Below are 13237 nucleotides of genomic sequence, written 5' to 3' on the forward strand. Positions count from 1 at the left end.
GTAACATGGATAAAAGAAAACCAACCATTCAGAATATTGAAGTGAGTGACCACACCGCGGAGCTTTCGCTGCGTGTGGATGCTGACATCTTAGATTTCCAAGGTCATTTCAGTCACTTTCCTCTTTTACCCGGCGTCACTCAAATTGACTGGGCGTTGTTCTGCGCCGTTCAATATTTGAACACTCCCAAGGTATTTAAAGGAATGGAAGTCATCAAATTTCAAGAGCCGATTCTGCCAAACGCCGACGTTTGTCTCTCACTCTCTTGGGACAATGAGCGCGAGAAATTGACCTTTAAGTACACATCGAAAAACGGTGAAACCTTGGTGACTCACTCTTCAGGCAAAATGAAACTGGGTGAGTCACGTGAGTGATTACCGTCCCTGCTTTTTAATTCCTTGCTACAACCACGGCAGCACAATTGCAGACGTGGTTGCGTCGTTATCCTCTTTCGATTTGCCAGTGCTTGTCGTGGACGACGGCAGCAATGAAGACACCAAACAAGCGCTTTCAGCGTTGAGTGAGCAAGGGCTGATAAAACTGATTAGTTTGAGCGAAAACCAAGGTAAAGGTGGCGCGGTGATGGCTGGCCTACATCAAGCTCACCAACTTGGTTTTACGCACGCCATTCAAATCGACGCAGATGGTCAACACGACCTAGAAGCACTACCAAAATTGCTCAGCGCCAGCGAAACAAAACCAGATAACCTGATTTCTGGCCAACCGATATACGACGCGAGCGTACCTAAAGCCCGTCTGTATGGTCGCTACGCTACGCACATTTGGGTGTGGATAGAAACCTTGTCACTGTCTATCAAAGACAGCATGTGCGGTTTTCGCGCCTACCCAGTGGCGAAAACGGTCGCCGTGTTGAACAAGTACAACATCGGCAAACGCATGGATTTTGATATCGAGATTCTGGTGCGAATGTACTGGGAAGGCGTCGATATTGATTTTGTTCCAACGCGCGTGATCTACCCTGAAGGTGGCATTTCCCACTTCGACGCATTGTGGGATAACGTCAAGATAAGCTGGATGCACACTCGCCTATTTTTTGGCATGTTGCCGCGTATACCCTCGCTACTCGCCAGAAAGCGCCGTCACACAGACGACAGCAATGCCCACTGGTCGAAACGAAAAGAACAAGGCACGATTTTAGGCATCAAAACCTTGCTCGCGGTTTACCGCTTGTTCGGTAGAAAAGCGTTCGACCTGATTTTAAAGCTAGTCATGCGCTACTACCACTTCACGGGTAAATCTGCCCGTGAAGCGTCTGAGGTTTACCTGAACAACTTACAGCACTACGCAGCGCAGCAGAACATCGCACTGCCAAAGCAGTTGGACAGCTATCATCATCTGCTTTCCTTTGGGCGAACCATGCTCGACAAACTGGCTGCCTGGCAAGGTGACTTTAACGTCGATAACCTAACCATTCACGGCCAGCATCATTTCGAAGAGATGGCGCAGAAAAAACAAGGCGTGCTCATTTTAGGCTCGCACCTTGGCAATATCGAACTCTGCCGCGCGCTTGGTCGTCGACACTCTCATGTCAAAATCAACGCCTTGGTATTTACCCAACACGCTGAACAATTTAATGCGGTAATGAAGGCGGTAAACCCAAACTCGGAACTGAATTTGATTCAAGTCAGCTCAATGGGACCAGACACCGCGATTCTGCTTCAACAAAAAATCGAGCAAGGCGAATGGGTGGTGATCGTTGGCGATCGCACTTCTACCAGCAAAGAAAATCGTGTCGTTTGGGCAGATTTTCTTGGTAAACCAGCGCCATTTCCGCAAGGCCCATTCATGCTGGCCTCGGTATTAAAAGCGCCGGTTTATCTACTCTTCGGCCTACGCGACGATGAAGCAAACACTCCGCATTTTAATGTGTACTTTGAACACTTTAGTGACCAAATCACGCTACCGCGCAAGGAACGTCAGCAGGCACTAGAACACGTTGTTCAACAGTACGCACAAAGATTAGAACACCACACACTGCAAGCGCCGTTACAGTGGTACAACTTTTTTAACTTCTGGACTTTAAGTAATCAGCCACATGACAAACAACAATAATCACAACATCACTTTTGGTGCCCAATCTTTAACCATCGAAGATGTCGTTGCCATTGCTCAAGGTGCAAAGGCACACATGAACACCTCGCCAGAATTTACCGCGAAAATTGATCGTGGCGTGGCGTTTCTGGAACGATTACTGAAGGAAGAAGGCGTTATTTACGGCGTGACCACGGGTTACGGCGATTCATGCACTGTGGCGATTCCACCTGCTCTTGTGGATGAACTTCCGTTGCACCTTACGCGCTTCCATGGCTGTGGCTTAGGTCAAATCCTTTCTCATGAGCAAGCTCGTGCGGTGTTGGCGACACGTTTATGTTCATTGTCGCAAGGCGTATCTGGCGTGTCTCACGGTCTGTTGAACCAAATCGTTACGCTTATCAATCACGATATTGCGCCGCGTATTCCACAAGAAGGCTCTGTGGGCGCAAGTGGCGATTTAACGCCTCTGTCTTACCTAGCAGCGACCTTAATTGGCGAGCGTGAAGTGCTTTACAAAGGCGATGTGCGACCAACACAAGAAGTGTTTGCAGAGCTGGGCATTGAGCCAATTCGCCTAAAACCAAAAGAAGGTTTGGCGTTAATGAACGGTACATCCGTGATGACTGCCCTCGCCTGTCTTGCCTACAAACGCGCAGAATACCTAACGCAGCTGTGCACCAAGATTACCGCGATGGTCTCTGTGGGTATGCAAGGTAATGACTTCCACTTTGATGAAGCGTTGTTTGCGGTAAAACCTCATCCTGGTCAACAGCAAGTTGCGGCTTGGCTGCGTGATGATCTCAATGCTGAGCGTCCGCCACGCAATAGCGACCGACTGCAAGATCGTTACTCGCTACGTTGTGCGCCACACGTCATTGGCATGGTGCAAGACTCACTGCCTTGGCTACGTCAATTGATTGAGAATGAACTAAATAGTGCCAACGACAATCCAATCATCGATGGCGACAATGAGCGCGTTCTGCACGGCGGTCACTTCTACGGTGGTCATATCGCAATGGCGATGGATACGTTGAAAGTGAACATTGCCAACTTAGCTGATTTGCTGGATCGTCAGATGGCGCAATTGATGGATTACAAGTTCAATAACGGCCTGCCGTTTAACTTAACCGGTGCAGAAGGCGAGCGTAAACCGATCAACCACGGCTTTAAAGCGGTTCAGATTGGTATCTCAGCTTGGACGGCAGAAGCGTTGAAAAACACCATGCCAGCAAGCGTTTTTTCTCGCTCAACCGAATGTCACAACCAAGACAAAGTGAGCATGGGCACCATCGCGGCTCGTGATTGCTTACGCGTACTTGAGTTAACAGAGCAAGTTGCTGCGGCTTCACTCCTAGCAAGCGTTCAAGCGGTTGAGATTCGTCGCCGTCATAACGAATTGGACGAACACCACATGAGTCAGAGTTTGCGAGTAATTCGTGACGCCGTACTGAGCGAGTTTGAGTTTGTGATTGAAGATCGCCCGTTAGAACAAGATTTGCGTCATTTCATTGAACGCATTCAGCAACGTCATTGGCCACTCTACGTGGAGGTATAATGCAAGAGCAGGTTCTCTACCCATTAGAAGCGGAGGTGACTATGGTCACCTCATTCCAAGATGCTGACCCGATGGGCGTGATTTATCACGGCAACTTCTTTCGATATTTTGAAGAAGCGCGTCGTGTGCTGATGGAGAAGCTCCAATACAGCTATCGCGATATGCAAGACTCTGGGTACATGTGGCCGATCATCGATACGCGCGTTAAATACGTGAAGGCGATTCCGTTTAATCACACCATTCGTATTACCGCGCAACTCACGGAGTGGGAAAACCGCTTACGTGTGGATTACGTGATTTACGACGCCGAAACGAATCAACGTATGTGCAAAGCGCATACAACGCAAGTCGCCGTATCCATTGAAAAGCAAGAGATGTGCTTTGTGTCTCCAGCAGTCTTTTTAGATAAAGTAGAGCAATGGCACAACCATGGGAGCCGGAACTAATGCAAAAGTGGTTACTCTCTTTTTTGTTGATATTTTCTGTTCCAGCACTGGCCACACCGACAGCAAACGTAACGGATTTGGCGTCGCTTCAACAGCAGTTGTCTCAGCATGAAATCGTACGCGGAGATTTTACGCAGCAGCGTCATCTGGAAATGTTTAGTCAACCTTTAACCTCTAAAGGTCAGTTCACACTGAGCAAAACACATGGCTTGTTGTGGCAACAAACAGAACCTTTCGCAGTCAATTTGGTATTGACGGAAAACAAACTTCGTCAGACTTTTGCCGACCAAGCTCCGAAAACGATCTCTGCACAAGAAAACCCAATGGCGTTCTACTTTAGCCATGTGTTTTTATCCGTGTTCCACGGGGATACTTCTGCACTGCAAGAACAATTCACACTCGATTTTTCAGTTGAGAACAATCATTGGCAGCTCGTTTTAGTGCCCAAACAGTCGCCATTAAATGCGGTGTTTCAATCCATCACTCTTTCCGGTAAAACGCACATTGATCGCCTAACCCTACAAGAGCTGCGCGGCGATAAAACCGAAATCACGTTTACGAACCAGACCTCTCTACCTCAGGAACTCACGGATGCCGAAGACGCTCAATTCCGTTTCTAAACTCAGTCTTGGCACTCACACCTTTGCTCTGGTTTGGCTCAATCTCGTTGTTTTAGCGGGCGCGTTGCTACTCAAACAATGGGTTTGGAGTGCAGAATCTCCGATTGAGACCAACATTTTAAAACTGCTGCCGAAGAACCAACAAAACCCGGTGGCTGAGCAAGCCTTTGAGTCGGTCTCGGCAAGTATGAGCGACAAAGTCATTTTCGTGATCACAGCGCCGGACAAAAATGCCCTTTTTGCAGCGGCCGCTGAATTTGATAAGGGGTTACGCCAAAGTAATCATTTTCGCGATGTGGTAGGAAAAATCTCACCTCAAGAACAGCAAGCTTGGGCGAGTTACTACTTTAAGCACCGCTTCCAATTGCTGACGCCTGAACAACGAGAGCGTTTAAGCCAAAATCCAGAACAGCAAGTGCAGCATGTGATTCAGTCGCTGTACAACCCGTTTTCTGGGGTGACTGGGCAAGAGTTACAAAATGACCCTTTCTTGCTATTTCGTGATTATTTAAGCCAAGTTACCCAGCAATCGTCCTCTTTCCGATTGGATAACGGCTATCTGTCCGTCGAAAAAGGCGATGCTCAATACTTGCTTATTACTGCCGAACTAAAAGACTCGCCTTATAGCCTAACTGGGCAGCTTGCAGTCCCTGATATTCAAGCGCTAGAACAAAGCGTCGCGCAGAAATATGGCGCTGAAGTCGCACATACTGGCGTTCTATTTTACGCCGACTTTGGTACGCAAAGTGCAAAATCGGAGATCAGCACCATCGGTGTATTCTCTCTACTCGGTATCATTGCATTGTTCTTGCTGGTCTTTCGGAGTGTGATGCCGCTGTCTCTGGCACTGCTTTCCATCACCATTGGTTTGCTCGTTGCGTTGTCAGTGACAACGTGGATTTTTGGAAAAGTCCATCTGTTCAGTTTAGTGTTTGGCGCAAGTTTAATCGGCGTGTCTATCGACTACGCATTCCACTACCTAACCGAACGTCTTGCGGCGGGAAATGAATGGGATAGCGAGCAAGGATTAAAGCATATTTTCATAGCTATCACACTTGGCTTAATCACCAGCTTGATCGGCTATTTGGGCATGTTAGTGGCACCGTTTCCTGGTTTGCAGCAGCTTGCTCTGTTTTCATCCATTGGTCTGATTGCCGCTTACGTCACCGTGGTGGCTTGGTATCCGATACTGGCTCGTAACCCATCGCGATCCATTTCGACATTACCGGGACAATCACTGTTGGCGAAATGGTTAACGCTTTGGAATCAACCTCGAATTAAAGTCGGATTGCCGATGTTATGTGTGGTTGCGAGTGGCTTTTTCTTGCTGCAATTGAACTACGATGACGACATTCGTCTACTGCAAACGATGCCGAACGATCTCAAGCAGCAAGAAACCTTGATTACGACGCTTAGTGGCATGCAATCTTCGCAGCAAATGTTGGTCGTTACCGCCGACGATGACGAAAACCTAATGAAAAAGCTGGAGTCTTTGACGCCAACATTAGAAGCGTGGAAAGCGGACAGCACCATCGAAAGCTACCAAAGTCTGAGCCGCTACTTGAGCTCGGTGGAGCGTCAGCAACAAGACTATCAATTGATTCGCGATCTTTACGCGACACAATCCAGCCCACTAGCTTCCGGACTGAGCTTAAGTAAAAAGCCTAAAATGGACGCCGACTTTATCCCTGTCACGGTTGATCAGTACTTGCAAAACCCAGTATCAGCGCCTGTGCGTTTTCTCCATTTGGGTAAGATCAAAGGAAAATCTGCAACGGTAGTGGTGTTAAACCAATTGCAAGACTCCGCCGTTGTTAAGGCATTTGCCAAATCGCAGTCTGATGTTGTTTATCTAAACAAAGCTGAGGAAATATCCGCCCTATTTGGTGAATACCGAATCAAAATCATGGAACTATTGGCAGCCGCCAGTGCTGTGATCTTTCTGGTATTAATCAAGCGGTACGGTCTGCAACACAGTTGGCGAGTTTTACTGCCATCATTGATTGCTTGCGCCTGCGGTCTGGCAACGGCAGTCGCGATGGGAACAACATTAAACCTATTCAACTTGCTTGGCTTGGTGCTCATTCTTGGTATCGGGATCGATTACACTCTGTTCTTTGCCGAGAAAGCCCGCAGCGTGAGCACACTATTGGCGATCACCCTTTCGGCAATAACCACTGTGCTGTCATTTGGGTTGCTATCACTCAGCCAAACTCACGCGATTCACAGTTTCGGCATTACGGTGTTAAGTGGTATTTTTGTTGCTTGGCTGCTCTCTCCGATTGCGATTAAAACAGAGGAAACGACGTCATGATTTTTAACCATGCTTTTCGCTGCGCGACGTTAATCGTACTGAGTCTGTTTTTAAGTGCATGCAGCTTGGTCCCTCACCAATCGACGCCTCTGGTCGACATTGCCGAGCACACCCAAGTTAGCTTGCCCACTCCCGCAAGCTTGGGCTATCAGTTGTCTGCCAGTCAGTTAATTACGGCTTCTTGGGCAATAGATGGTAAAACCACATCTGAGCAACTTCCGGTACAACTGCAAGTGACCAACAACGAAGTGGTGTTGGCAGGCTTTTCATCCTGGGGGACAAGAGTACTCTCACTGTCTTACGATGGAGAACAAATTCAAACCGAAGTGCTCAACGGTTTACAAGGTTCGCTACCGCAGCCAGAACAGGTATTATTTAACCTGATGATCACGCTCTGGCCGAGTTCCGCTTGGGAAGGATCGTTAAATGAGGTAAGGTGGCGAATTATTGATAAAAATAATTCTCGCGCCATCTTTGATAGCGACGGTGAAAAGATCATTGAGATTCAATACAGCTCTTCTAACAAGTTAGAGGGTAAGATTGATTTTCATCACCTCAAACATCAGTTTTCAATTTCTATTCAAACACTGCAACATCAGATTAATTAAGAACAATTTAGAATAACAATATGCCTATTCGCTCTTCTCAACCTTTGTATATTCAGGCCTGTGGCTTTCACTCTGCCATGGGACAAGATGATGCGCTCATCCACCAGTGTTTATCGGGAGCGAAGCCATCCAACATGGTGGTTGACCGAGATATTTTAAATTCAGGCCGCCAAACAGTAATCGGTCGAATCGCACAGACGTTACCGCAATTACCACCCGCACTCAGCCAGTTTGATACGAGAAACAACCGCCTCGCACTTTCGGCTTTGCAGCAAATCGAAGGCGACGTGCGTGACGCCATTGCTAAATATGGTCGTGACCGTATCGCAGTCGTGATCGGCACCAGCACATCTGGCATTTCAGATGGCGAAATCGCATTTGGTGAAAAGCTGGCAAAGGGTAATTTTCCTGCCGACTACCATTACACCAAACAAGAGCTTGGCAACTGCAGCGATTTTATTGCCGCCTACTTTGATTTGAGCGGCCCACATTACTCAGTTTCAACCGCCTGTTCTTCTAGTGGCCGTGTCTTTTTAACCGCGCAACGCCTGATTCGCTCTGGCATTGTTGATGCAGTTATTGTGGGTGGTGTGGATACCATTTGTCGCCTCACACTAAACGGCTTTAACGGTTTAGAAGCTCTATCCGATACCCTTTGTAAGCCGTTTGACCAACATCGCAACGGCATCAATATCGGTGAAACCGCAGCATTAATGTTGCTAAGCAAAACACCTGCGCCCGTTGCTCTTCTCGGAGCTGGCGACAGCTCAGACGCACACCATATTTCCGCACCACATCCAGAAGGGTTAGGCGCAGAAGAAGCGATGAAAAAAGCGTTGGCCAATGCAGGACTTACAGCGCAAGACATTGGTTACATCAACGCGCATGGCACAGCAACGCCGTTAAACGATGCGATGGAAAGCAAAGCCATTCATCGCTGCTTTGGTGACTCCGTTCCCGTAAGCTCGACAAAGCCACTTACCGGACACACATTAGGCGCAGCAAGTGCAACGGAAGCCGCGATCGCTTGGCATATTCTCAAGTACAACCTTGATTTGCCAATACAACACTGCGAAACCAAAGCAGACGATATCCATATATCGTTAGTTGAGACGCCAACCAAACTGGGTAACAAAGCGATTCTCAGCAACTCTTTTGCTTTTGGTGGCAATAATATTAGTCTTATTTTTGGTTACGCTCATGACTAAACTTCCTCCCATCGAACAACTTTTGCCACACGACAAACCAATGATCTTGGTCGATCGTGCTTTGGATGTTCAACAAGATACGATTCACTGCCAGGTTGATATCGCAGAACACAACCCGTTCTTCGACTCGGCCTCTCAAACTGTGCCAGCTTACGTTGGCATTGAGTTTATGGCGCAATCTGTCGCGGCGTGGTCTGGTTACCACGCATTAATGAAAGAACAAGCGCCACCGATTGGCTTTTTGCTTGGTAGCCGTCGATACACGTCTGAATGCGATACGTTTTCTCGCGGACAGGTGCTCGATGTGTATGCTGAAAAAGTTATGGAAGATAACGGTATGGCGGTTTTTTCAGCCCGTATTGAGCTACAAGGAACTGTTGTAGCGACTTGCCAATTGAACGTTTACGTTCCATCAGAAGAAAAATTACAAGAAATGAAAATCAGGAGTCAACAATGACCCGACAAGTCCTCGTTACAGGTGCCAGCAAAGGCATCGGTAAAGCCATTGCCGTTCAATTAGCCAAAGATGGTTTCCAAGTCATTGTCCATTACATGGGCGATCAACAAGGCGCGCAAGACACCCTAAACACCATCGAACAGCATGGTGGTAGCGGTCGTCTTATCCAATTCGACATCAGTGACCGTGCAGATTGTCGTGAGAAGCTAGAAGCCGATATCGCCGAACACGGCGCTTACTATGGCGTAGTAAACAACGCTGGCATCACAAAAGATACCGCTTTCCCTGCGATGACCGAAGAAGAATGGGATGGTGTGATTCATACCAACTTAGACAGCTTCTACAACGTTCTTCACCCTTGTGTTATGCCAATGGTGCAAAAGCGCAAAGGCGGCCGAATTGTTACGCTTGCATCAGTCTCTGGCCTAATGGGGAATCGTGGTCAAACTAACTACAGCGCAGCGAAAGCGGGCGTAATTGGTGCAACAAAATCACTCGCGCTTGAACTGGCAAAACGCAAAATCACCGTCAACTGCGTTGCTCCAGGGCTTATCGACACAGGCATGGTAGACGAACACGTTAAAGAACATGCGATGCCGCAAATTCCTTTGCGCCGCATGGGAGAGCCAGAAGAAGTTGCTGGTTTAGTCAGTTACCTTATGTCTGACATCGCAGGCTATGTAACTCGCCAAGTCATTTCGGTAAACGGAGGCCTAGTATGAGCCATCGAGTTGTTGTAACCGGAATGTCAGGCGTGACTGCGTTTGGTAACGATTGGCAATCTGTCGAACCAAAACTGCGTGACTGCCAGAACGCGACGCAATACATGCCTTCTTACGAACAGTATGATGGTTTGAACACCAAGCTCGCGGCACCAATTTTAGATTTTGAACTGCCAAAGCACTACAAGCGCAAGCAAGTACGCGGCATGGGGCGTGTTTCCAAATTGGCGACCGTCGCAACAGAAAACGCACTGAGCCAAGCAGGTTTGATTGGTAACGACGTACTCACCAATGGTCAAACGGGTATCGCATACGGCTCATCAACAGGCAGTACTGACGCAATCGGTGCATTTGGTGTCATGCTGAATGAGAAAACCACCAAAGCGATCACCGCAACGACTTACGTGCAGATGATGCCGCATACCACAGCAGTGAACGTTGGTCTATTTTTCGGTTTGAAAGGCCGAGTGATCCCAACCAGCAGTGCATGTACCTCTGGCAGCCAAGCAATCGGCTACGCCTACGAAGCGATCAAACATGGCTACCAAACGGTAATGGTTGCTGGTGGCGCTGAAGAATTGTGCCCAACGGAATCCGCTGTCTTCGATACCCTTTTTGCCACCAGTCTGAAGAATGAAGACCCGAAAAGCACACCAAGACCTTATGACTCCGATCGCGATGGTTTGGTGATTGGTGAAGGTGCGGGAACGCTAGTTCTGGAAGAGTACGAACACGCCGTCGCTCGTGGCGCGAAAATCTATGCAGAAATCATCGGTTTTGCCAGCAACTGTGATGCCGCACACGTCACTCAACCACAGATGGAAACCATGCAAATCTGTATGGAAATGGCTTTGCAAAATGCGGGCATTCCTGCTGAGAAGATCGACTATGTATCTGCTCACGGCACTGCCACCGACCGCGGCGATATTGCGGAAAGCAACGCAACAGCGAATGCTCTGGGCAAAGTGCCAATCAGTTCACTCAAGAGCTACTTTGGCCACACACTAGGCGCCTGTGGCGCGATTGAAGCGTGGCTAGGTTTAGAAATGATGCACACAGGCTGGTTCAACCCAACGCTCAACCTAAAAAACCTCGACGAGCAATGTGGTGATTTAGACTACATCGCCGGACAAGGCCGAGAGCTGGACGTGAAATATTTGATGAGTAACAACTTCGCCTTTGGCGGCATCAACACCTCCATCATCTTTAAAAAGATGTAATGCCCTTAGTAAATGCAAAAGCGCTGGTTAACCAGCGCTTTTTTGTTGGTTGCCTATCAGGTTCATATATCACGCTGTAACGGCAAACAAGACATTACCATTCCGCGATACAAAGGCGACTTTTAACACCACGAATTTGTAATCCCATCGCTTCAAAGACATGCTCAAAATCTTGACAAGATGCAGGCACATTAGGTAGCGACAATGAAGCCTCGGTAAAAAACGTCCGACTCAAATTATCCGTCTCTCCCCAAGCTAACTGCCACCAATCCAAAATTCGCGGCTTGGATGCGTTTAATCGATAGCTAGCAGGAATACGATCACGCTTGTTTAGGTTTTCAACCTTAGATGTTGGTAGTAAGTTCCACTTATCATTGTTGGGCCAATAAGCAAATGGCAAACAGTGATCAACGTGATACTCATTTCGTAATTTGCTTCCACTCCATACACTGACAATGTCGCAATGGCTGAGCTTCAACTGTTCAATTCTCTTTCGCACGACTCGCGTATCATGGTCTTTATCAATCCAGACCAAACAATCATGATACGTTTGCAGTGGAATACCCCGCTCTTGATTAGACCGAAATCGTTGCATTTCCATAATCCATTGGTTGACCACCAGCGGCTCAATCCAAGAGTTATACAATCGAAAACAATCCCAAAGGCTTTCATCCAACACAAACAGCCCATAACCTTCGAGGAACTCGCTATCCACAACAATTGAACGTTTTGGCTTCTTAGCTGAACGAATCATTTCAAAGTAAGGGTTTGATTTATCACCTTGATAGGTAAAAGTGACGGGACCATCTTTTATGGTTTTTAAGCTGTCTTTTATCGCTTTATCAAGCGCCACTGCATCTTCACCAAAAAATGTCGTGCCTATAGCAAGATCATCAGGACTTAAATGGGAAAGTCTGCCCCAGCCATCGGGCTTTATAAAACCTAGCCCTTTAGACGAGTTCGAGCCTTGCTGGATGTTCTCTTTATCGATTAAACGCTTAAATTGACGAATCCAATATAAGCCAACTAATCCTAATGGGATTGCAACTTTACCTTCGCTGCGATCAACCACTGCACCAGAATGAGCGTCTGCAATACGTAGTAAAGTACGTAGTAGTGCGAGCTTATAGGTAGCCGATTTGGAATCATTGACGATAATGTGGCGAACCTTATTCAGATCACCGGAACCATCATCAGGCAAAGACATCACTACAGTTTGCCAAGATACACCCGTTCGCTTTAACTGATCGTCATCGAGAGATACGTTTCTCACCATTAAAGCGCTATTCTTTGCAAACTTTTCGAGCTCTTCAACCGATACGGGATAAGCTTTACGACCGTCAGAAAAGTCACCGTGACGAAGGCTAATCACCAATCGACCATTAGGCGCTAACAAATTTGCAAGTTTGCGAAATGCACGTTCACGGTGCGTAGGCGCAAGATGCATCCATACCGCACTGACAAGAATTAAATCGAAGCGAAAGCCAAGATTAATGGTTTTCTCAAGCTTAGGTAATGCATCTTCAAGCCAAGTAACGGAATCGCCACAGTAAGACTTACCAAGCCTTAGAAGTGCTTGAGCAGGCTCGATCGCAACAACTTCACACCCATGCTCAGCCATCCATTTCGCGTCTCGACCAGAGCCCGCGCCAACATCTAACACACGATCTCCAGCCTGGGGCCAGAAGACTCTCCAACTCGCGTGGACATCCTCAAACTGGATCGATGTGTATTGCTTCGCGAAAGAGTCGGCGTGTCGGTCATAAAAGTTAGAAGTGGCAGGCATAAAGGTTAACGAAAGGTAATTAATATGCGTCCATATTAATTGCTAGAAATTGCAATGGCTAGAATGCCATTCAAAAGTTGTAGATAGAGTGGCAATTACAGCCAAAAACCTAAAAACGACAAAGCCCCGACAACTCAAAGAGTTATCGAGGCTTTTGAATAAATGGCACGCCCTATTGGATTCGAACCAATGACCACATCCTTAGAAGGGACGTGCTCTATCCAGCTGAGCTAAGGGCGCGCTACA

General features: G+C 47.5%; 12 protein-coding genes and 1 tRNA gene. 11 read left to right on the top strand and 2 right to left on the bottom strand.

Features of this window, described 5'->3' with window-relative positions:
• Positions 1 to 5: 5 nt before the first annotated feature.
• The 11 genes from R7035_RS13570 to R7035_RS13620 are packed head-to-tail and all read left to right on the top strand — an operon-like array spanning position 6 to position 11205.
• Positions 6 to 374: a 3-hydroxyacyl-ACP dehydratase gene (locus R7035_RS13570; protein WP_132936503.1), complete on the top strand. Its 369-nt coding sequence runs from the start codon at positions 6 to 8 to the stop codon at positions 372 to 374.
• Entirely contained in the window at positions 367 to 2073 is a 1707-nt protein-coding gene (locus tag R7035_RS13575; protein ID WP_165935336.1) for a glycosyltransferase family 2 protein, read from the top strand. Before R7035_RS13570 ends, R7035_RS13575 begins: the two co-directional genes overlap by 8 nt.
• Positions 2057 to 3610 carry a histidine ammonia-lyase gene (gene hutH / locus R7035_RS13580; protein WP_064376293.1) on the top strand — a complete coding sequence of 518 codons (1554 nt, stop codon included), beginning with the start codon at positions 2057 to 2059 and terminating at the stop codon, positions 3608 to 3610. The genes R7035_RS13575 and hutH overlap by 17 nt, the downstream gene beginning before the upstream one ends.
• Positions 3610 to 4056, top strand: a complete 447-nt coding sequence (locus R7035_RS13585; RefSeq protein WP_064376294.1) for an acyl-CoA thioesterase — start codon at positions 3610 to 3612, stop codon at positions 4054 to 4056. The genes hutH and R7035_RS13585 overlap by 1 nt, the downstream gene beginning before the upstream one ends.
• Positions 4056 to 4676, top strand: a complete 621-nt coding sequence (locus R7035_RS13590; protein WP_132936661.1) for a LolA family protein — start codon at positions 4056 to 4058, stop codon at positions 4674 to 4676. Before R7035_RS13585 ends, R7035_RS13590 begins: the two co-directional genes overlap by 1 nt.
• Complete coding sequence (locus tag R7035_RS13595; protein ID WP_064376296.1) at positions 4648 to 6990, top strand: MMPL family transporter; 2343 nt, start codon at positions 4648 to 4650, stop codon at positions 6988 to 6990. The genes R7035_RS13590 and R7035_RS13595 overlap by 29 nt, the downstream gene beginning before the upstream one ends.
• Positions 6987 to 7598, top strand: a complete 612-nt coding sequence (locus tag R7035_RS13600) for a DUF3261 domain-containing protein (protein WP_054578010.1) — start codon at positions 6987 to 6989, stop codon at positions 7596 to 7598. Before R7035_RS13595 ends, R7035_RS13600 begins: the two co-directional genes overlap by 4 nt.
• 20 nt (positions 7599 to 7618) lie before the next feature.
• Entirely contained in the window at positions 7619 to 8806 is a 1188-nt protein-coding gene (locus R7035_RS13605; RefSeq protein WP_054578011.1) for a beta-ketoacyl-[acyl-carrier-protein] synthase family protein, read from the top strand.
• The gene (locus R7035_RS13610) at positions 8799 to 9263 is read left to right on the top strand and encodes a hotdog family protein (RefSeq protein WP_017634799.1); all 465 of its coding nucleotides are present in this window, start codon (positions 8799 to 8801) and stop codon (positions 9261 to 9263) included. The genes R7035_RS13605 and R7035_RS13610 overlap by 8 nt, the downstream gene beginning before the upstream one ends.
• A complete protein-coding gene (fabG, locus tag R7035_RS13615; RefSeq protein WP_005388326.1) occupies positions 9260 to 9985 on the top strand; it encodes a 3-oxoacyl-ACP reductase FabG in 726 nt (241 codons plus the stop codon). The genes R7035_RS13610 and fabG overlap by 4 nt, the downstream gene beginning before the upstream one ends.
• Positions 9982 to 11205: a beta-ketoacyl-ACP synthase gene (locus R7035_RS13620; RefSeq protein WP_042523982.1), complete on the top strand. Its 1224-nt coding sequence runs from the start codon at positions 9982 to 9984 to the stop codon at positions 11203 to 11205. The genes fabG and R7035_RS13620 overlap by 4 nt, the downstream gene beginning before the upstream one ends.
• Positions 11206 to 11299: 94 nt before the next feature.
• Here R7035_RS13620 and R7035_RS13625 read toward each other — a convergent pair whose 3' ends face one another.
• A complete protein-coding gene (locus R7035_RS13625; protein WP_132936501.1) occupies positions 11300 to 12991 on the bottom strand; it encodes a class I SAM-dependent methyltransferase in 1692 nt (563 codons plus the stop codon).
• A gap of 163 nt (positions 12992 to 13154) precedes the next feature.
• Positions 13155 to 13231, bottom strand: a tRNA-Arg gene (locus R7035_RS13630).
• Between the last annotated feature and the right edge of the window lie 6 nt (positions 13232 to 13237).

The sequence above is a fragment of the Vibrio sp. 1731 genome (assembly GCF_033339955.1).
GTDB lineage: Bacteria > Pseudomonadota > Gammaproteobacteria > Enterobacterales > Vibrionaceae > Vibrio > Vibrio alginolyticus.

What these genes read in the sequence shown, in the direction of transcription:
- R7035_RS13570 (WP_132936503.1), top strand. Translation starts at nt 6, where the DNA reads ATGGATAAAAGAAAACCAACCATTCAGAATATTGAAGTGAGTGACCAC.
- hutH (WP_064376293.1), top strand. Translation starts at nt 2,057, where the DNA reads ATGACAAACAACAATAATCACAACATCACTTTTGGTGCCCAATCTTTA.
- R7035_RS13585 (WP_064376294.1), top strand. Translation starts at nt 3,610, where the DNA reads ATGCAAGAGCAGGTTCTCTACCCATTAGAAGCGGAGGTGACTATGGTC.
- R7035_RS13590 (WP_132936661.1), top strand. Translation starts at nt 4,056, where the DNA reads ATGCAAAAGTGGTTACTCTCTTTTTTGTTGATATTTTCTGTTCCAGCA.
- R7035_RS13595 (WP_064376296.1), top strand. Translation starts at nt 4,648, where the DNA reads ATGCCGAAGACGCTCAATTCCGTTTCTAAACTCAGTCTTGGCACTCAC.
- R7035_RS13600 (WP_054578010.1), top strand. Translation starts at nt 6,987, where the DNA reads ATGATTTTTAACCATGCTTTTCGCTGCGCGACGTTAATCGTACTGAGT.
- R7035_RS13605 (WP_054578011.1), top strand. Translation starts at nt 7,619, where the DNA reads ATGCCTATTCGCTCTTCTCAACCTTTGTATATTCAGGCCTGTGGCTTT.
- R7035_RS13610 (WP_017634799.1), top strand. Translation starts at nt 8,799, where the DNA reads ATGACTAAACTTCCTCCCATCGAACAACTTTTGCCACACGACAAACCA.
- fabG (WP_005388326.1), top strand. Translation starts at nt 9,260, where the DNA reads ATGACCCGACAAGTCCTCGTTACAGGTGCCAGCAAAGGCATCGGTAAA.
- R7035_RS13620 (WP_042523982.1), top strand. Translation starts at nt 9,982, where the DNA reads ATGAGCCATCGAGTTGTTGTAACCGGAATGTCAGGCGTGACTGCGTTT.
- R7035_RS13625 (WP_132936501.1), bottom strand. Translation starts at nt 12,991, where the DNA reads ATGCCTGCCACTTCTAACTTTTATGACCGACACGCCGACTCTTTCGCG.